Source organism: Mesorhizobium sp. B4-1-3 (genome assembly GCF_006439355.1).
Lineage (GTDB): Bacteria > Pseudomonadota > Alphaproteobacteria > Rhizobiales > Rhizobiaceae > Mesorhizobium.
In genome coordinates this window covers 1-18,734 of record NZ_VFTG01000004.1, presented here as the reverse complement: position 1 = coordinate 18,734, position 18,734 = coordinate 1, and the positions used below count along the sequence as shown (strand labels likewise).

General features: G+C 63.9%; 17 protein-coding genes. 4 read left to right on the top strand and 13 right to left on the bottom strand.

Features of this window, described 5'->3' with window-relative positions; all coding sequences use genetic code 11:
- Positions 1–127: 127 nt before the first annotated feature.
- Together FJW06_RS06890 and mazG are read left to right on the top strand one after the other, a co-directional pair.
- Positions 128–1,312 carry an amino acid aminotransferase gene (locus tag FJW06_RS06890; RefSeq protein WP_140749947.1) on the top strand — a complete coding sequence of 395 codons (1,185 nt, stop codon included), beginning with the start codon at positions 128–130 and terminating at the stop codon, positions 1,310–1,312.
- A gap of 83 nt (positions 1,313–1,395) precedes the next feature.
- Complete coding sequence (mazG, locus tag FJW06_RS06885; RefSeq protein ID WP_140749944.1) at positions 1,396–2,232, top strand: nucleoside triphosphate pyrophosphohydrolase; 837 nt, start codon at positions 1,396–1,398, stop codon at positions 2,230–2,232.
- Here the strand turns inward: mazG and hflX are convergent.
- The 8 genes from hflX to dusB form a co-directional block, all read right to left on the bottom strand.
- Positions 2,229–3,617: a GTPase HflX gene (hflX, locus tag FJW06_RS06880; protein ID WP_140749941.1), complete on the bottom strand. Its 1,389-nt coding sequence runs from the start codon at positions 3,615–3,617 to the stop codon at positions 2,229–2,231. The two genes, mazG and hflX, sit on opposite strands and share 4 nt — an antisense overlap.
- Positions 3,618–3,863, bottom strand: coding sequence for an RNA chaperone Hfq (gene hfq, locus FJW06_RS06875; RefSeq protein WP_006202172.1), 246 nt, complete (start codon positions 3,861–3,863; stop codon positions 3,618–3,620).
- 142 nt (positions 3,864–4,005) lie between these two features.
- On the bottom strand, positions 4,006–4,869 hold the full coding sequence (locus tag FJW06_RS06870; RefSeq protein WP_140749938.1) for a D-amino-acid transaminase: 864 nt from the start codon (positions 4,867–4,869) through the stop codon (positions 4,006–4,008).
- 82 nt (positions 4,870–4,951) lie between these two features.
- Positions 4,952–6,313, bottom strand: coding sequence for a sigma-54 dependent transcriptional regulator (locus FJW06_RS06865; RefSeq protein WP_140749935.1), 1,362 nt, complete (start codon positions 6,311–6,313; stop codon positions 4,952–4,954).
- A complete protein-coding gene (locus FJW06_RS06860) occupies positions 6,303–8,594 on the bottom strand; it encodes a PAS domain-containing sensor histidine kinase (RefSeq protein ID WP_140749932.1) in 2,292 nt (763 codons plus the stop codon). The genes FJW06_RS06865 and FJW06_RS06860 overlap by 11 nt, the downstream gene beginning before the upstream one ends.
- Before the next feature lie 120 nt (positions 8,595–8,714).
- Complete coding sequence (ntrC, locus tag FJW06_RS06855) at positions 8,715–10,175, bottom strand: nitrogen regulation protein NR(I) (RefSeq protein WP_140749929.1); 1,461 nt, start codon at positions 10,173–10,175, stop codon at positions 8,715–8,717.
- Positions 10,172–11,314, bottom strand: coding sequence for a nitrogen regulation protein NR(II) (locus FJW06_RS06850; protein WP_140749926.1), 1,143 nt, complete (start codon positions 11,312–11,314; stop codon positions 10,172–10,174). Before FJW06_RS06850 ends, ntrC begins: the two co-directional genes overlap by 4 nt.
- The gene (dusB, locus tag FJW06_RS06845) at positions 11,311–12,339 is read right to left on the bottom strand and encodes a tRNA dihydrouridine synthase DusB (RefSeq protein WP_140749923.1); all 1,029 of its coding nucleotides are present in this window, start codon (positions 12,337–12,339) and stop codon (positions 11,311–11,313) included. Before dusB ends, FJW06_RS06850 begins: the two co-directional genes overlap by 4 nt.
- 253 nt (positions 12,340–12,592) lie before the next feature.
- Between dusB and FJW06_RS06840 the strand changes: the two genes are divergently transcribed.
- Positions 12,593–13,822 (top strand): bifunctional 2-C-methyl-D-erythritol 4-phosphate cytidylyltransferase/2-C-methyl-D-erythritol 2,4-cyclodiphosphate synthase, encoded by a 1,230-nt coding sequence (locus FJW06_RS06840; protein WP_140749920.1) that lies wholly within the window; start codon positions 12,593–12,595, stop codon positions 13,820–13,822.
- On the top strand, positions 13,819–14,328 hold the full coding sequence (locus FJW06_RS06835) for a CinA family protein (RefSeq protein WP_140749917.1): 510 nt from the start codon (positions 13,819–13,821) through the stop codon (positions 14,326–14,328). Before FJW06_RS06840 ends, FJW06_RS06835 begins: the two co-directional genes overlap by 4 nt.
- Here the strand turns inward: FJW06_RS06835 and FJW06_RS06830 are convergent.
- From FJW06_RS06830 to FJW06_RS06810, 5 genes are all read right to left on the bottom strand, one after another.
- Entirely contained in the window at positions 14,303–14,758 is a 456-nt protein-coding gene (locus tag FJW06_RS06830) for a type II toxin-antitoxin system RatA family toxin (RefSeq protein ID WP_140749915.1), read from the bottom strand. The two genes, FJW06_RS06835 and FJW06_RS06830, sit on opposite strands and share 26 nt — an antisense overlap.
- 6 nt (positions 14,759–14,764) lie before the next feature.
- On the bottom strand, positions 14,765–15,730 hold the full coding sequence (lipA, locus tag FJW06_RS06825; RefSeq protein ID WP_140749912.1) for a lipoyl synthase: 966 nt from the start codon (positions 15,728–15,730) through the stop codon (positions 14,765–14,767).
- A 121-nt stretch (positions 15,731–15,851) separates the two neighbouring features.
- Positions 15,852–16,109: a GlsB/YeaQ/YmgE family stress response membrane protein gene (locus FJW06_RS06820; protein ID WP_027170010.1), complete on the bottom strand. Its 258-nt coding sequence runs from the start codon at positions 16,107–16,109 to the stop codon at positions 15,852–15,854.
- Positions 16,110–16,211: 102 nt separating this feature from the next.
- Complete coding sequence (gene lpdA / locus FJW06_RS06815; protein ID WP_140749909.1) at positions 16,212–17,660, bottom strand: dihydrolipoyl dehydrogenase; 1,449 nt, start codon at positions 17,658–17,660, stop codon at positions 16,212–16,214.
- A gap of 222 nt (positions 17,661–17,882) precedes the next feature.
- Positions 17,883–18,521 carry an SGNH/GDSL hydrolase family protein gene (locus FJW06_RS06810; protein ID WP_140749906.1) on the bottom strand — a complete coding sequence of 213 codons (639 nt, stop codon included), beginning with the start codon at positions 18,519–18,521 and terminating at the stop codon, positions 17,883–17,885.
- Positions 18,522–18,734: the final 213 nt, after the last annotated feature.

Genomic DNA, 18,734 nt, shown 5'->3' with positions numbered 1-18,734 from the left:
TACGGAGCATGTGGGGATTTTAATCCCTCCGCCCGGCGATTTCTTTTGCTTATCGCCGGCGCCGAGGAAACCGCTGGCGCGGCGCGATCGATTTGCGTATCACTCCGCCGCGATTGGAGCCCTAGCGATGTTCGAAACCCTGCAGCCCGCGCCCGCCGACAAGATCCTTGCCTTGATCGGCCTCTATCGCAATGATCCGCGGCCCGGCAAAGTCGACCTCGGTGTCGGGGTCTACAAGGATATCGACGGCAGGACGCCGGTGATGCGCGCCATGCGCGAGGCCGAGAAGCGTCTGCTGGCGAGCCAGGATACCAAGACCTATCTCGGCCTTGCCGGCGACACCGGATTCAACGCCGCTATGATCGAGCTCGCCTTTGGCGAGAAGGCTGACCATTCGCGCATTCGCGCGGCGCAGGCGCCGGGCGGATCGGGCGCGCTCAGGCTGGTGGCCGAGCTTCTGCAGCGCACACGTCCCGGCGCGACGGTCTGGCTGTCTGACCCGACATGGCCGAACCATCTGCCGGTGATGCGAGCCGCGGGCCTCGAGGTTCGCAACTATCCCTATTTCGATTCCGCTTCCGGCGCCGTCCGTTTCGACGAGATGCTGGCGACGCTCAGGACGGCCAACAGCGGCGACGTGGTACTGCTGCATGGCTGCTGCCACAACCCGACCGGCGCCAATCTCGATGTCGCGCAATGGGCCAAGGTTGCCGACGTCCTCCTGGAGCGCGGCCTGCTGCCCTTCGTCGACATCGCCTATCAGGGCTTTGGCGAGGGCCTGGACGCCGACGCCGCGGGTCTGCGGCTCTTGGCTGACAAGGTGCCGGAGATGGTCGTCGCCTCCAGCTGCTCGAAGAATTTCGCCGTCTATCGCGAGCGCGTGGGCGCAGCGATGATCATGGCCAAGGACGGCGCCCAGGCCGACGTGGCGATGAGCCAGATGCTGGCGGCCGCGCGCGCGCTTTATTCGATGCCGCCGGATCACGGCGCGGCGGCGGTGCGCATGGTGCTCGAAGACGCCGCCCTGAGGAGGGACTGGGAGACGGAGCTCGAGGAGATGCGGCTGCGCATGCTCAGGCTCCGCGTCGCCTTTGCCGAGGCGTTGCGCCGGCAGTCCAACTCCGATCGCTTCGATTTCATCGCCAACCATCGCGGCATGTTTTCGCGGCTCGGATTGACCGAGGCGCAGGTCGAGCGCCTGCGCACCGAGCATGCCGTCTATATGGTCGGCGACAGCCGCATCAACGTAGCCGGCCTGCCGGAGGACGGCATGGACGATCTCGCCAAGGCGATCGTCTCGGTGCTCGACTAAAAAGCCCGCGCAACTGTGGACAATAGTCTTTTGCCAACCGGCGGGATTGGTCGCCCGCCGCGCCGCGCGCTAGGGTTTGCAGGATGACGCCCTCAAAAGACATTTCCCGGCTGATCGAGATCATGGCGGAGCTCAGGGCTCCGGAGACCGGTTGCCCCTGGGATATCGAGCAGAACTTTTCGACCATCGCGCCCTATACGATCGAGGAGGCCTATGAAGTGGCCGACGCGATCGCGCGCGGCGATTTCGACGACCTGCGCGAGGAGTTGGGCGATCTGCTGCTGCAGGTCGTCTACCATGCACAGATGGCCGAGGAGATCGGCGAGTTCGCTTTTGGCGATGTCGTCGAGGCCATCACCACCAAGATGATCCGCCGCCATCCGCATGTATTTGGTGACGAGAAGGCGCGCAGCGCCGGCATGGCCAAGGGCATGTGGGAAAAGATCAAGGCTGAGGAGAAGGCTGAAAAGCGCAGTGCCCGCATCGCCCGCGGCCTCGATCCGGAGGATCACGGCAAAGGCTATCTCGACAGCGTTCCGGTGGCGCTCCCTGCCCTGACGCGCGCGCTGAAACTGCAGGAGAAAGCAGCGCGTGTCGGCTTCGACTGGAGCGAGGCGGCACCGATCCTCGACAAGATCGAGGAAGAGATCGGCGAGTTGCGCGAAGCACTCGCCACCGGTGACGCGGCGCCGATCAAGGACGAGTTCGGCGACATGTTGTTTGCCGTCGTCAATCTCGGCCGCCACCTCAAGCTCGACGCGGAAGCGGCGCTCAGCGGCACCAACGAAAAATTCCGATCGCGCTTCCACTATGTCGAGCAAGCCTTGGCGGCTTCGGGCGGTTCACTGGACAAGGCGACGCTCAACGAGATGGAAGCGCTCTGGCAGCAAGCCAAAAGCGCCAAGCAATCAGTCGGTTAGCTGCCGCTCTTGCGATGCAGGCGGTTCTCGATTTCGTGCCTGGCGCTGTGCGTGGCCGTCAGCGAGAGTGTGACGCTGCCATCCTCATTGTCGGTGCGCGACACGACATCGCCGTTGCGGTAGAGCCAGTCGACCTGACCGAGCTGGGCCGGGCTCAATGTCACCGTCATCGTTTCCAACTCGCCCGATACACGCGCCTCGATCAGCGCTTTCAGCGTGTCCAGTCCCTCGCCGGTCACCGCCGATATGGCGATCGGCGGCGACTTGCCGCTTGCGCCCTCGGCCAGCAGCCGCTCGCGGTTGCCTTCGTCGAGCAGGTCGATCTTGTTCCAGATTTCGACCACGCGGTTGGTGTCGGCGGCGTCGACGCCGAGATCCCCGAGGATGCGTTCGACATCTTCCGCCTGGGCGGCCGTATCCGGGTCGGAGATGTCGCGCAGATGCAGCACCAGGTCAGCTTCGACCACCTCTTCCAGCGTGGCCCGGAAGGCGGCGACCAGATGCGTCGGCAGGTCGGAGATGAAGCCCACCGTGTCCGACAGGATGACCGGCGTGCCGTGCGGCAGCCGCACGCGCCGCAAGGTGGGGTCGAGCGTCGCGAACAGCATGTCCTCGGCCAGGACCCCTGCCCCGGTCAGCCGGTTGAACAGTGTCGACTTGCCGGCATTGGTGTAGCCAACGATCGCCACCACCGGAAACGGCACCTTCTTGCGCTTGGCACGGTGCAGGTCGCGCGTGCGGCGTACCGTTTCCAGCTCGTGCTTCAGCTTGGTGATCTTGTCCTGCAGGATGCGTCGGTCCGACTCGATCTGGGTTTCGCCGGGGCCGCCGAGGAAACCGGCGCCGCCGCGCTGCCGTTCGAGGTGGGTCCAGCTGCGCACCAGCCGACCCTTCTGGTAGTTGAGATGCGCAAGCTCGACCTGCAGCGTGCCTTCCTTGGTGCGCGCCCGTTCGCCGAAGATCTCGAGGATCAACCCGGTGCGGTCGAGCACCTTGGCGTTCAGTTCCTTTTCGAGATTGCGCTGCTGCACCGGCGTCAGCGGATGGTCGACGATGACCAGCTCCGCGTTACGCTCCTTCACGATGTCGGCGAATTCGGCAACCTTGCCGCTGCCGAGCAGCGTCGCCGGCCGCGGGTCGGCGACCGTCACCACCGCGGTGTGAACCGGATTGAGATCGATGGCGCTGGCAAGCCCGACCGCTTCGTCGCGGCGGGCATCCGCCGAACGGCTCAGGCGCGGCCGACTCGACTCGTCGTCGCCGCGCGGCTGGCGCGCAAGCACCGGCACAATGACAACGGCCCGGGTCGGATCCTTGGCTTCCGGCCCGAGTTGATGTCCTTGTTTTCCGCGAACGCTGCGGTCCGCGTCCTTATCACGTGCCAATCAGGCGCCCTGGCTTTCCTCGCCATCGAACATCTGAACCGGCTGGCTCGGCATGATCGTGGAAATGGCGTGCTTGTAGACGAGCTGGGAGTGCCCGTCACGCCGCAACAACACACAAAAATTGTCGAACGAAGTGACGACGCCGGTCAGCTTCACGCCGTTGATGAGGAAGATGGTAAGTGGATTTTTGCTCTTGCGAACTGAATTCAGGAACAGGTCCTGAAGGTTTTGCGATCGTTCCGCCATTTTTCTTGTCTTTCGCCGATCCCCTTCGGTTTGCGGCCAATGCGCCAAATTACGCGGCACCTGTCAAGCGCGCAAACCCCCTCTTGCCGATACAAAGGCAAGCAGAACGAGATAGTTGAGGTTCATTCCAGTTGTGCGGTTATCAGGCTGGACTTTTTTCCGCAACGTCAAAAAAGGCCTGCCGCAACGAAAGTGTCATGGAACCAGGATGACCATTTGCTATCGGCGCGCCGTCGATTTCGACCACCGGCATGGCAATTGTGGTCGCCGAACTGATGAACGCCTCCCTGGCCGCCTTGGCCTCAGTGACCGAAAAACCGCGCTCCTCGATCTTGAGGCCGAGCTTGGCGGCGACGTCGAAAAGCGTCGTGCGGGTGATGCCGCGCAGGATGCCGTGCTCGGCCGGCCGGGTCACCAAGACGCCGTCGCGGGTGACGATCCAGGCATTGGATGAGCCGCCTTCCTTGACGTTGCCGTCGGTGTCGACGAACCAGGCTTCCTGGGCGCCCGCTTCCTTGGCCTTCTGCTTGGCGAGCACATTGGGCAAAAGGCCCGTGCTCTTGATGTCGACGCGGTCCCAGCGATTCTCCGGAACGGTGATGACCTTGATTCCGGTCTCCACCCGCTTCGCCGCCGCGGCGGGATCGGCCTTCCTGGCGGTTATGACCAGGGAAGATTTCGTTCCCGCCGGTGGAAAAACGAACTCGCGGCTGGCGACGCCGCGTGTCACCTGCACATAGACGAGGCCGTTGACCACGCCGTTGCGATTGACCACCTCGCGCAGCAGCATCGGCAGCACGCCTTCCGAGACCGGCCAGGCGATCGCCAGTTCCTTCAGCGAGCGCTTGAGCCGGGCAAGATGGCGCGGCATGTCGACGATATGGCCGCGCGCCACTTCGCAGACCTCATAGACGCCGTCGGCGAACTGGTAGCCACGGTCCTCGATATGGACGCTGGCTTGGGCGTGGACGACATAGCGCCCGTTGACATAGGCAATGCGCGGCATGGGTATCCTCGGTAAAAACGTCCGGCTTTCTTAGGCGATTCCGCCGCAGTCGTAACAGACAATCGGCTGAGCCAGGCTGGTCCTACACACCGAGCGACTTCAGCTTGCGGTGGAGTGCCGAGCGCTCCATGCCGATGAATTCGGCCGTCTTCGAGATGTTGCCGCCGAAGCGGTTGATCTGAGCGATCAGGTAATCCTTCTCGAACTGCTCGCGGGCCTCGCGCAGCGGTAGGGCCATGATGTGCTGGTCCGACTGGTTGGGCGTGCGTGGCATGACGTCGCCGATCTCGGAGGGCAGAAGGTCGGCGGTGATCGGGGCATCGGGATTTTCCCCTCGCGCCAGGATCATCAGCCGTTCGACATTGTTGCGCAGCTGGCGAACATTGCCCGGCCAGTTATGCGCCTGCAGCACGGCCAGCGCATCGTCGCCGATGCGGCGCGGCTTGATGCCGGCCTGGCGCGCGATCTGCTTCATGAAATTGTCGACGAGGTAGGGGATGTCCTCGCGCCGCTCGGCGAGCCCCGGCACCATGACCGGAACCACCGCCAGGCGATGGTAAAGGTCCTCGCGGAAGCGGCCGTCAGCGATCATCGCCTCAAGGTTCTGGGAGGTTGAGGAGATGATACGGACATCGACCTTGACACGCTTGGTGCCGCCTACCCGCTCGAACTGCTGCTCGACCAGCACGCGCAGGATCTTGTTCTGCGTCTCGCGCGGCATATCGGCGACTTCATCGATGTAGAGGATGCCGCGATGCGCCTCTTCCAGCGCGCCGACCTTGCGCTCGGTGCCGTTCGATTCGGTGCCGAACAGCTCGATCTCCATGCGCTCGGGCGTAATGGTGGCCGCACTCAGCGTGACGAACGGACCGGTCTTGCGCGACGACAGCTCGTGGATGGCGCGCGCCGTCAGTTCCTTGCCGGAGCCGGACGGGCCGACGATCATGACGCGGCTGTTGGTGGGGGCGACACGCTCGATGGTCTGCCGCAGTTGGCTCATGGCCGACGACATGCCGATCAGGTCGAAGGTCTCGCCGCTGCGCTGCTTGAGGTCGGAGACTTCGCGCCGCAGCTTGGAGGTCTCAAGGGCGCGCTCGGCGATCAGGATCAGCCGGTCGGCCTTGAACGGCTTCTCGATGAAGTCGTAGGCGCCGCGCCGGATGGCCGACACCGCCGTTTCGATGTTGCCGTGGCCGGAGATCATCACCACCGGCATATTCGGATGCATGGTCTTGATCTCGTCGAGCAGGGCCAGGCCGTCGAGCCGCGAGCCCTGCAGCCAGATGTCGAGGAAAATCAGCCGCGGCGCGCGATCGGCGATCGCCGCAAGCGCGCTGTCGGCGTCATGCGCCGTACGGGTTTCATGACCCTCGTCGCTCAGGATACCGGCGACAAGTTCGCGGATGTCTTCCTCGTCATCGACGATGAGAATGTCAGACGCCATTATCGACCTTTTCAGTTTCTCGTTCGTGTTCGTTTCGGCCTTCACCGCGTGGCGGCGCGGCTACGACCGTCGCCGGCGGCAGGATGATCGAGACCATCGCGCCCCGGCCGCCATGGAAATCCTCTGGCGCGTCGTGCAATTCGAGACGGCCGCCATGGTCCTCCACGATCTTCTTGACGATAGCGAGGCCAAGCCCGGTCCCCTTCTCGCGCGTCGTCATATAGGGCTCGAGAAGCCGTTGGCGATTCTCGCGCGGCAGCCCCTTGCCGTTGTCGATAACGTCGATTCGTATGGCGCCATCTTGGCGTCCGGCCTGAATCCGGATTGTGCCGTCCGAACGGTCGTCGCCATCAAGTCCGTCGATCGCCTCGGCCGCGTTCTTGATGACGTTGCCGAAGGCCTGCGCCATCAGTCGGCTATCGAAAGTGCCTTTCAACGGCTCGCTGCCGAAGTCTCGTTCGAAGGCGATATCGGAGCGGCTGACCTCGACCAGGAAAGATGCCTCGCGCAACGACTCACGCAGGTCTATCGCCTTCATCTCCGGCTTCGGCATGCGCGCAAAGGCCGAGAACTCGTCGACCATGCGGCCGATGTCCTCGACCTGGCGGATGATGGTATCGGTGCACTGGTCGAAGACCTCGCGGTCCTCGGTGATGACCTTGCCGTAGCGGCGCCTGATGCGCTCGGCCGAGAGCTGGATCGGCGTCAGCGGGTTCTTGATCTCATGCGCGATACGCCGCGCCACGTCCGCCCAGGCCGACGAACGCTGCGCCTGGACGAGATCGGTGATGTCGTCGACGGTGACCACATAGGATTTCTCGTCCTCTCCATCGTCGCCGGACTCGACCGTGACCTGGACATTGAAGGTGCGCTCCAGGCCGGTGCGGAAGAAGGTCACCTGCTCGCGATAGACCGGCTTGCCGGACTGCCGCCCGATCTCGAAGACGCGGCCGACAAGCGGCAGAACCGCTGAAAGGTTCTGTCCGAGCGTCGCATTTGCTGAAATTGCCAGCATGGTCTCGGCCGAGCGATTGACGATGGTGATGATGCCGTAGGGGTCGACGCCGATGACCCCCGCGGTGACACCGGCGAGCACTGCCTCGGAGAAACGCCGGCGCTCGTCGATCAGATCCTTGGCCGAGAGCAGCTCGTTGCGTTGCGATTTGAGCTCGAGGATCATGTTGTTGAACGTTTCGCCGAGCGAGGCGACGTCGCCATCCGACTGGCGCACGGGAACAGCAACGTCGAGATTGCCGGTCGCCACCTCGTCGGCGGCGCCGATCAGCTGGCGGATCGGCCGCACAAGGCGATCGGCGACCGCAATGCCGGTCCAGATCGCCGAGAGCGTGATGATCAGCGTGAGCGACAGATAAGGCAACGCGAAGGCGACCTGCGAGGTCCGGCGATTGTCTTCCAAGTTGCGGTATTCGTCGGTGTTGCCCCTGACGATCTGGCGCGCCTTGATCACGTCGGGATCGACCAGTCGGATCGTATAGAGGTACAGCCCTTCGATCTCGCGCAGCTTGATGATGGCGCCCATGATGTTGCGGGTTCGCGGCTCTATCAGCACCGGCTTGCCGTCGGACGCGGTGTCGACAGCGCCCGCGGGCGGCTCCGGCATCGGAAAATCGGCATCGGTCTTGGCGTTCATGACGAACGAGCCGTCCGGCTTGATCAGGGCCGCATGCGCCAGTCCGCGGCCGACTGCCTCCTTGTTCAACAGGTCGAGGAAACCGCCCTTGTCGAGGCCATAGAGCGTGCGCGAGGCATCGAGATCGTATGCCATGGACAATGTCGTGCCCTGGAGGTTGCGCGCGTTCTCCTGCACATAAGCGTCGGCAATCGACAGCGACGAGTTGACGATCGTCTTGGTGCGGATTTCGAACCAGCGGTCCAGGCCGATGTCGAGCGTGATCGAGGCGATGATCGCCACCATGATGGCCGGGATGGCGGCAACCAGCGCGAACATGGCGACGATGCGCACATGCAGCCGCGAGGCAGCCCTGCCGTGGCGCCGTGCCAGGACGATGCGACGCACTTCGCGGGCGATCAGGGCGATGAGGAACAGGACGAAGACGGCATTGGCCGCGACCAGGGCCCAGGTCGCGTCGGCAGTCGGCGCGATCGGTGTTGCGCCGACCAGGATCGCAAAGGAGATGGCCGCCGTGATCATCGCGCCGGCAATCGCGACCACGCCGGGCAACGCCAGCAACCGTCGCCCGTCACGCGTGCCGGTCTGGTTGAAAAGCGGTTGGTTCAGGGTCGGAGCCTCAGCTGCCATGTCGCGGTACAGAGTCGGTCATAGCGTCGGATGTATGCAACGCATTGTGGCGATTATGCAACAAGTGTGGCCGGGAAGATAATCTTTCCCGGCGAAATCCACCAAAAGGACGAAGTGACGCTACGGCTGCCTGGACGACTTATAGACGTTGACGCCAAGCTCGCGGATCTTCTTGCGCAGCGTGTTGCGATTGAGCCCCAGAAGCTCCGCGGCCTTGATCTGGTTGCCGCGCGTTGCCGTCATCGAGGCCAGCACCAGCGGATACTCGACCTCGGCAAGAATGCGCTGATAGAGCCCGGCCGGCGGCAATTCGCCGGCGAAGGAGGCGAAGTAGCGCTGCAGGAAATGCTCGACCGCCTGGCCGATCGACAGATCGTCGGGGATGAGCGCGCCGCCGTCCGGCACGACCGGCCGTTCCCCGGTCTTGAGCTCGGACTCGATGACCTCCGATGAAATCTCGTCCTGCGAGTAGAGCGCGGCCAGCCGGCGCACCAGGTTTTCCAGCTCGCGCACATTGCCCGGCCAGGGATAGCGCTTCATGAGCTCGATGCCGCCGGACGATATGCGCTTGGTCTGCAGGCCCTCGCTGGCGCCCTGCTTGAAGAAATGCCGGACCAGGTCGGGAATGTCCTCGGAACGCTCGCGCAGCGCCGGCAGCCTGAGCGGCACGACGTTGAGACGGTAGAACAGATCCTCGCGGAACAGGCCCTGGTTGATCAGCGTGCGCAGGTCCTTGTTGGTGGCCGCGACGATGCGCACGTCGGTCTTGATCGGCGTGCGGCCGCCGACGGTGGTGTATTCGCCCTGCTGCAGCACGCGCAGCAGCCGGGTTTGCGCCTCCATCGGCATGTCGCCGATCTCGTCGAGGAACAGCGTGCCGCCCTCGGCCTGCTCGAAACGGCCGCTGGAGCGGTTCTGCGCGCCGGTGAAGGCGCCCTTCTCGTGGCCGAACAGTTCCGATTCGATGAGGTCGCGCGGGATCGCCGCCATGTTGATGGCCACGAACGGACCGCCGCGACGGCGGCCATATTCATGCAGCGCGCGCGCCACCAGTTCCTTGCCGGTGCCGGACTCGCCGCTGATCATGACCGTGAGGTCGGTCTGCATCATACGCGCCAGCATGCGGTAGATATCCTGCATGGCGGCAGAGCGACCGACCAGCGGCATTGTCTCCGGCTGGTCTTCCGCGCGGGCATCGAGTTTCGGCCGCTTCGGCTCGGCCAGCGCCCGGTTGACGATGTTGAGCAGCTCCGTCAGGTCGAACGGCTTCGGCAGATATTCGTAGGCGCCGGTCTCGGAGGCGCGAATGGCGGTCATGAACGTGTTTTGCGCGCTCATGACGATGACCGGCAGTTCGGGCCGCGCCTTCTTGATGCGCGGCAGCATGTCGAAGGCGTTTTCGTCCGGCATCACCACATCGGTGATGACCAGATCGCCCTCGCCCGCCGCCACCCAGCGCCACAGCGTCGAGGCGTTGGAGGTGACGCGCACCTCGTGGCCGACCCGCGACAGCGCCTGGTTGAGCACGGTGCGGATGGCCGCATCGTCGTCGGCGACGAGAATATTGCCGCGAGCGCTCATGTGCGGTCTCCTTCAGCTTCCTCGCCTGCGCCGGGCGCGGTCTCCTTCCAGGCCGGAAGCAGGATGCGGAATGTCGTCCCGCGCGGCGTCGAATCGCATTCGATGATGCCGCCATGCTCGCCGACGATCTTGGCTACCAGCGCCAGCCCAAGTCCTGAGCCATTGGGTTTGGTGGTGATGAACGGATCAAACAGGATCGGCAGGATGTCCTCGGAGACGCCGGGCCCGTTGTCATGCACGCAGAATTCCAGCGGCAGCGAGACTCGGTCCTGCGTGCCGGGCACGGAGACGCGGATGCCGGGGCGGAAGGCCGTCGACAGCACAATCTCGCCCTGCGGGTCGGCGCCGATCGCCTCGGCGGCGTTCTTCACCAGATTGAGGAAGACCTGGATCAGCTGGTCGCGGTTCGCGAAGACCGGAGGCAATGATGGATCATATTCCTCCAAGATCTTGATCCGCCTTGCAAAACCGTTCTTGGCAATCGCCTTCACATGATCCAGCACGACGTGGATATTGACCGGATAACGCTCGATCGGCCGCTCGTCGGAAAACACTTCCATGCGGTCGACAAGCGAGACGATGCGGTCGGTCTCGTCGGTGATCAGGCGTGTGAGCGCGCGGTCCTCGTCGGACGCGGAAAGCTCAAGCAATTGAGCGGCGCCGCGGATGCCGGAAAGCGGGTTCTTGATCTCATGCGCGAGCATGGCGGCCAGGCCGGTGACGGAGCGTGCGGCACCCCGATGCGTCATCTGGCGGTCGATCTTGTCGGCCATCGACCGCTCCTGGAACATGACGACGATCGAACCCGGAAACTCCGGCACCGGCGCGACATAGAGGTCGACCATCTTCTCGATGCCGAGGCGCGGCGACGACACGTCGACGCGGTATTCATTGACCGGTGCGCGCCGCTCTCGCACCTGGTCGACCAGCGTCAGCAACGGGCTGCCAAAGGGCACCAGCTTGGAGAGGGTATTGCGGGCAAGCATGTTCGCGCTGGAGCGGAAGAAGTCCTCGGCATCCGCATTGGCGAACGTGATGAAGCCGTCGGAGTCGACCATGATGACCGGGCGGCGGATGGTGTTGAGCACGATGTTGGCGGCATCCGCCATATCGGCCTGCTGGGGAACATCGGCCTTCATGCCGCGCTCCGCAGGCTGGTCGAGGGCAAGCCGTCGGCGAACGCGCAGCGCAACCCGGCGACGACCGCGCGTGGCTCGAAGCACGTCAGAATGGCTTTGCGCTGCTCGGCCGAAACATCGGGAGCATGACGGTCGAGATACCAGCCGAGATGCTTGCGCGCCTGGCGCAGCCCGCTTTCGATACCGTAGAGCGCGAGCATGTCCTCATAGTGCGAGACGACATAGTCGGTGAGCGCCTGCGCTGTTTGCGGAATGCCTTGCGCGCCTGCGCCGGCGGCTCTCGTGGCGATTCCGCCGGCGATCCACGGCGCACCATAATGCGCGCGGCCGATCATCACCGCGTCGGCGCCGGACTGTTCGAGGATGGTCGCCGCCTCTTCCGGCGAGCCGACATCGCCATTGGCCACCACCGGGATCGAGACGGCCTGCTTGACGCGCGCGATGGCGCGCCAGTCGGCCTTGCCCTGGTAGAACTGGCAGCGCGTGCGGCCATGCACTGTCACCATCTTGACGCCGGCCTGTTCGGCGCGGCGCGCCAGCATCGGCGCGTTGAGTGCGCTTTCGTCCCAGCCGAGCCGCATCTTGACCGTCACCGGCACCGACACGGCGCCGACCACCGCCTCGATCAGCGACAGCGCGTGGTCGAGATCGCGCATCAGCGCTGAGCCGGCATAGCCGCCGGTCACCTTCTTCGCCGGGCAGCCCATGTTGATGTCGATGATGTCGGCGCCCTCGCCCGCCGCTATGCGCGCGCCCTCGCCCATATGGACGGCCTCGCGGCCGGCCAGTTGCACCATGTGCACCGGCAGGCCGGAATGGCGGATGCGCAGGTCGCAGCCGGCCCTGCCCTTGGCCAGCTCGCCGCTCGCCACCATCTCGGACACGACGAGGCCGGCACCATGCGTATGGGCGCGCTGCCGGAACGGCTCGTCGGTGATGCCGGACATTGGCGCGAGGAAAACCCGATTGGGGATTCTTACGCCGCCGACATCGAGTGGCGATGCCAATGTGGTCAGGTCAGTCATGCACAAAAACCAAGCACGTTCGATCGTTGCACATTCACTAGCCAGAAGTGTGGCATTGTGCAACGCGCAATGACGTCACATTAAGGCGCATTTTGGAAAAAGCTGGCCTTCGGCCATCACCGCGACTAGAGCATGATGCCGAAAAGTGTGAGCGGCTTTCGGCCGACAACATGCTCTACTTCTTTGATTTAGAGACGGATTCAGATTTCAGGTCGAATCGACCTGAAATCATCTGGCTCTAGGACCGATCGGAATGAGCGAGGCAAGCGAAAAGCAAGCGGCGGCCCCAAGCGGCGGGATCGGAGTGGTGATCGTTGCCGCCGGCCGCGGCGCGCGCGCCGGACAGGCCGACGGTCCGAAGCAATATCAGCGCATCGGCGGCCGTGCCGTCATCGCCCATACGTTGGATATCTTCCTCTCCCATCCGATGATCGGTCCCGTGGTCGTGGCCATTCATGCCGACGACGCCGAACTCTTCCAACGCGCGGCCGAAGCGCATGGTAATCGTCTTGTCGCCGTGATCGGCGGCCCTTCGCGCCAGGCATCGGTCCGGCTCGGCCTTCTGGCGCTGAGGGAGCAGGCACCGGCAAAAGTGCTGGTGCATGATGCCGTACGCCCTTTTGTCGACGCCGGGCTGATCGACCGCACCATCGAAGCCATCGGCGAGCGCCAGGGCGCGCTGCCGGCGCTGCCCGTTGCCGACACGCTGAAGCGGGAATCGGCCACCGGCATGATCGACGAGACGGTGTCGAGGGCCGGCCTTCATGCCGCGCAGACACCGCAGGGTTTTCCGTTCTGGCCGTTGCTTGCCGCGCATGAGAAGGCGCATCATCTCGGCAAGACCGAGTTCACCGACGATGCGGCGATCGCCGAATGGGCGCAGATACCGGTCAGGATCGTTCCCGGATCGCCGGACAACGTCAAACTCACCTGGGCAAGGGACATCGCATTGGCCGACCAGCGGCTCTCGAGCGCGCAGCAGCGCTTCCCGGATATTCGCACCGGCAATGGCTACGACGTGCATGCGTTCGAGCCCGGCGACCATGTGACGCTCTGCGGCGTCGCCATTCCCTATGAGCGAAAGCTCTCCGGCCATTCGGACGCCGATGTTGGGCTTCACGCGCTGACCGACGCGCTGCTGGCCACCTGCGGCGCCGGCGACATCGGCACGCATTTCCCGCCGTCTGATCCGCAATGGAAGGGTGCAGCCTCGACGATCTTTGTCGAGCATGCGGCGAAGCTGGTGCGGGAGCGCGGCGGCCGCATTGCCAATGCCGACATCACGCTGATCTGCGAGGCGCCGCGCGTTGGGCCGCATCGCGCAGCGATGACGAAGGCGCTTTCGGCCATGCTCGGCATTGCGCCCGAGCGCATTTCGATCAAGGCGACGACCAATGAGAAGCTCGGTTTTGTCGGGCGCGGCGAAGGCATCGCCGCGATCGCCACCGCCAGCGTCGTCTATCCGGGAGAGGTGCCCGCATGAGCAACGCCGAACTCGCCATTGCTTTGCTCCAGGCATGTCAGCAGCGCGGCATCATGCTGGCGACGGCCGAAAGCTGCACCGGCGGCCTGATCATCGCCGCGCTGACCGACATTGCAGGGTCTTCCGCCGTGGTCGATCGTGGCTTCATCACCTATTCCAACGAAGCCAAGATGGAGATGCTCGGCGTCTCCGCCGCCACGCTCGACGTGCATGGCGCGGTCTCGCGCGAGACGGTGCTGGAGATGGCCGCGGGGGCGCTGGCGCAGTCGCAAGCCAGCCTGTCGCTCGCCGTCACCGGCATCGCTGGTCCCAGCGGCGGCTCGGCGGACAAGCCGGTCGGTCTTGTGTGGTTCGGGATTGCGCTTGCCGGTCAGCCTGTCGTGGCCGACCAGCAATTGTTCGGCCAAAAGGGCCGTGAATTCATCCGGCACGAGACGGTGCGGCACGCGCTGCAACTCGGGCTACGAGCGCTCGGCGAAGTTAGTCCGGCTTCGCGCCATAGATGACATCGGCGCGCTTCTCGAAGGCTTCCGAGAACATGCGGAAGGCGCGGTCGAACATCGTGCCCATCAGAGCGCCGAGAATGCGGCTCTTGAATTCGTAGTCGATGAAGAAATGCACTTCGCAGCCGCCGTCTGCGGGATCGAAGCGCCAGATGTTGCTGAGATATTTGAACGGGCCGTCGATATATTTGACATCGATGGCGTTCTCGTCGGGCTTGAGCAGCACCTGTGTCGTGAAGGTCTCGCGGATTGCCTTGTAGCCGATGCTCATGTCGGCAACCAGGATGGTGCGGCCGTCGCGCTCCTTGCGCGATCGCACGGTGAGCGATTCACAGAGCGGCAGGAATTGCGGGTAGGCCTCGATGTCCGCAACCAGCGCGAACATCTCTTGCGGTGTATGCGCGACGCGGCGTGTCGCCTCGAATTTCGGCATTGAAGGTCAGCTGGCCTTCGCGAGCTGCGCCTCGCGCGCCGCGCGCAGCCTGGCGAAATCCTCGCCGGCATGGTGTGAGGAGCGCGTCAGCGGGCTCGACGCCACCAGCAGAAAACCCTTGGTCTTGCCGATCGTCTCATAGGACTTGAACTCGTCCGGCGGGATGAAGCGGATAACCGGATGGTGCTTCTTGGAAGGCTGCAGATACTGGCCGATGGTCATAAAGTCCACATTGGCCGAACGCAGATCGTCCATCAACTGCAGCACCTCGTTCCGTTCCTCGCCGAGGCCGACCATGATGCCGGATTTGGTGAAGATCGACGGGTCGAGTTCCTTGACGCGCTGCAGCAGCCGGATCGAGTGGAAATAACGCGCGCCGGGGCGAACGGTCAGGTAATTCGACGGCACGGTTTCGAGATTGTGGTTGAAGACGTCGGGCTTGGCGGCAACGACGATCTCCAGCGCGCCGTCCTTGCGCAGGAAGTCGGGCGTCAAGATCTCGATCGTCGTCGAAGGGGCTTCCGCGTGGATGGCGTGGATGACATCGGCGAAATGCCGCGCGCCGCCGTCGGCCAGATCGTCGCGGTCGACGGAGGTGATGACGACGTGGCTCAGCCCCATCTGTTTCACAGCATGCGCCACCCGGGCGGGCTCATCCGGATCGAGCGCGGTCGGGATACCGGTTGCGACATTGCAGAAGGCGCAGGCGCGCGTGCAGATCTCGCCCATGATCATGAAGGTGGCGTGCTTCTTGTCCCAGCATTCGCCGATGTTCGGGCAGCCGGCCTCCTCGCACACCGTCACCAGCTTGTGCGACTTCACGATCTCGCGCGTCTCGGCATAGCCCTTGGAAACCGGCGCCTTGACACGGATCCAATCCGGCTTGCGCAGCACTTCCTGGTCGGGCCGGTGCGCCTTTTCGGGATGCCGCGGGCGCGGCCGGTTGGCGATCGTGTCTACGACTGTGACCATCTCAAACCCTTCGCGGCCGCAAGTTTTGCGGCCAACTGTCGTCATCTAGGACTTTTCGAAGCAAAGAAAAAGGCCGCGGCGGCGCATGCCGCCACGGCCGTTTTCGCATAGCGGCTTTCGTTCAGCGGCGGACAAGCCGCCCCACGAAGATCAACAGGCAGGCGCCGATGAAGCCTGTGATCAGGTAGGCGACCCAGCCGACGCCGAACGACTGGATGTTGAGGGCCTGTAGGATCGCGTTCAGTACCACCGCGCCGACGATGCCCATGATGATGTTCATGAAGATGCCGGTGTTGCTCTTCATGACCATCTCGGCGAGCCAGCCCGCCAGGCCGCCGACGATGATGGCTGCGATCCAGCCGACGCCATTCAAATGCATATGCCAGTTCCTCCTCGATCAGGTGAAAATGCATCCGGATACGAACCGTCTTGTCGTCAGCTCTCTCCGGCTGCCGCGGATGAGTCTCGCGTGGCGAGTCTATCATGCGTTCAGAGCGCGGCCATAGGCGTCGAGCACGCTCTCCTTCATCATCTCTGACAGCGTCGGATGCGGGAAGATCGTGTGCATCAACTCTTCCTCGGTCGTCTCCAGGTTCATCGCCACCACAAAACCCTGTATGAGCTCGGTCACCTCGGCGCCCACCATATGCGCGCCGAGAAGCTGCCCGGTCTTCTTGTCGAAGATGGTCTTGACGAAGCCCTGGTCCTCGCCGAGCGCGATGGCCTTGCCGTTGGCGCTGAATGGGAAGCGGCCGACGCGGATATCCTTGCCCTCGGCCTTGGCCTTGGCTTCGGTCAGGCCGACAGATGCAACCTGCGGGCTGCAATAGGTGCAGCCGGGGATCTTCAGCTTGTCGATGGCATGCACGCCCGGGAAATTGGCTATCTTCTCGATGCAGACGACGCCTTCATGCTCGGCCTTGTGGGCGAGCATCGGCGGCCCGGCGACGTCGCCGATGGCGTAGACGCCCGGCACATTGGTCTTGCCGTAGCCGTCGACGACGATGCAGCCGCGGTCCGTCTTCACGCCGAGCGCCTCCAGGCCGAGATTTTCGATGTTGCCCTGCACGCCGACGGCCGAGATCATGCGGTCGGCGGTGATCTTCTCGATCTTGCCGTCCTTCATCTCGACATGCGCCGTGACCGAATTGGCGCCCTTTTCGACTTTGGTCACCTTGGCTTCGAGGATGATCTTCATCCCCTGCTTCTCGAACTGCTTCTGCGCGAATTTCGATACCTCGGCGTCCTCGACCGGCATGACCTGCGGCAGCAACTCGACCACCGTCACGTCCGCGCCCATGGTGCGGTAGAAGGAGGCGAACTCGATGCCGATGGCGCCGGAACCCATGACCAGCAGCGACTTCGGCATTTCCTTCGGCACCATCGCCTCGAAATAGGTCCAGATCAGCTTGCCGTCCGGCTCGATGCCGGGCAGAGCGCGCGGCCGGGCGCCGGTGGCCAGGATGATGTGCTTGGCGGTGTAAGTGCCCTCGCCCTTGACGCCTTTCGGCACCGGCGGCTGCGGCTCTATCGCCTTCTTCGCGGTCTTCGAAACGACGACCTCACCCGGCTTGGAGAGCTTCGCCTCGCCCCAGATGACGTCGACCTTGTTCTTCTTCATCAGGAAGCCGACGCCGGTGTTCAGCCTCAGCGATACTTTGCGCGAGCGGTCGACCACGGCGGCCGTATCGGGGCTGACCTTGCCGCCTTCGAGCTTCAGCCCGTAATCCTTCAGATGATCCGAATAATGCATGATCTCGGCCGAGCGCAGCAGCGCCTTGGTGGGGATGCAGCCCCAGTTGAGGCAGATGCCGCCGAGATGCTCGCGCTCGACGATCGCCGTCTTGAAGCCGAGCTGGGCGGAGCGCACCGCCGTGACATAGCCGCCGGGGCCCGAGCCAATGATGATGACGTCGTAGGATTCAGCCATTTTATGGTCCTTATTGAAGCGAGACTTTGCTGAAAGAGGGCTTTGGTATCGCCCATGGCTCATGCATCAGCATTGGAAGCCTGAAAATTGGCTCATGCACCAGTATCGAAAGAGCGTCGAAAGCCCAGAGTCTCACAAATGCGTAGCCGGTAAGCAGCCGACTTTGATGGCCTTGCCAACGCACAGCCAACCAAAGGCCGATGATCAGAAATGCATTGACTGTCATGTCGCTAACATCACACGCACGAGCGGCGCCAGCGCCGCGCCGATACGCCGCGTGTTCTCGGCATCGAGATGGACGCCGTCGAGCGGCGTGGTGACGGCGACGGTGCCGGCATCGAAGAAGCCGCAACCGGCCTCGTCGGCGAGCGCCGAATATTGCGGCGCCAGACGCTTCGAGGCGTCGTCGCCGCCGGCGAACATTTCCTTGAATTCGGCATTGTCGGTGCGCGTCACCGCCGGCGGCGCAACGATGAGGATTTGCGGCGCCGGCCAGTCAAACGGATAGTCATGGCCGCGCACGATGTCGATCAGCCGCTGCATGCCCTGCTTGGCTGCAACCGGATTGCCGTGAATCCAGGGCTTCATGTCATTGGCGCCGAGCATGAAGATGACGAGATCGATCGGCGCATGGCTGGTCAGGATGGTCGGCAGAACGCGGGCGCCATTGCGGTCGGCGCCGGCCAGGTGGTCGTCAAAAGCAGTGGTGCGGCCGTTCAATCCTTCGGCGATAACCTCGACACCCTCGCCCAGTGCCGCCCCGAGCACGCTCGGCCAGCGATCTTCGAGCGCATGGCGGCCGAGGCTGGCGGCGTCGTAACCCCAGGTCAGCGAGTCGCCGTAGCAGAGAATTGTCTTCATGCGGTTGCCCCACCCTTGCCGAAACCCGGCTGCGAGCGCCTGGCGCTCCGACATGCGAAGAACTCGCCTTCAGAGGCGAAAATGATCGAGGTGAAAAGGCCGGTGAAGAATTTCCGCACCGCCTTTTCCTTCCTAGACCAGCATGCCCATCGGGTTTTCGATCATGCGCTTGAAAGCGCCGAGCAGTTCCGCGCCGAGCGCGCCGTCGACGGC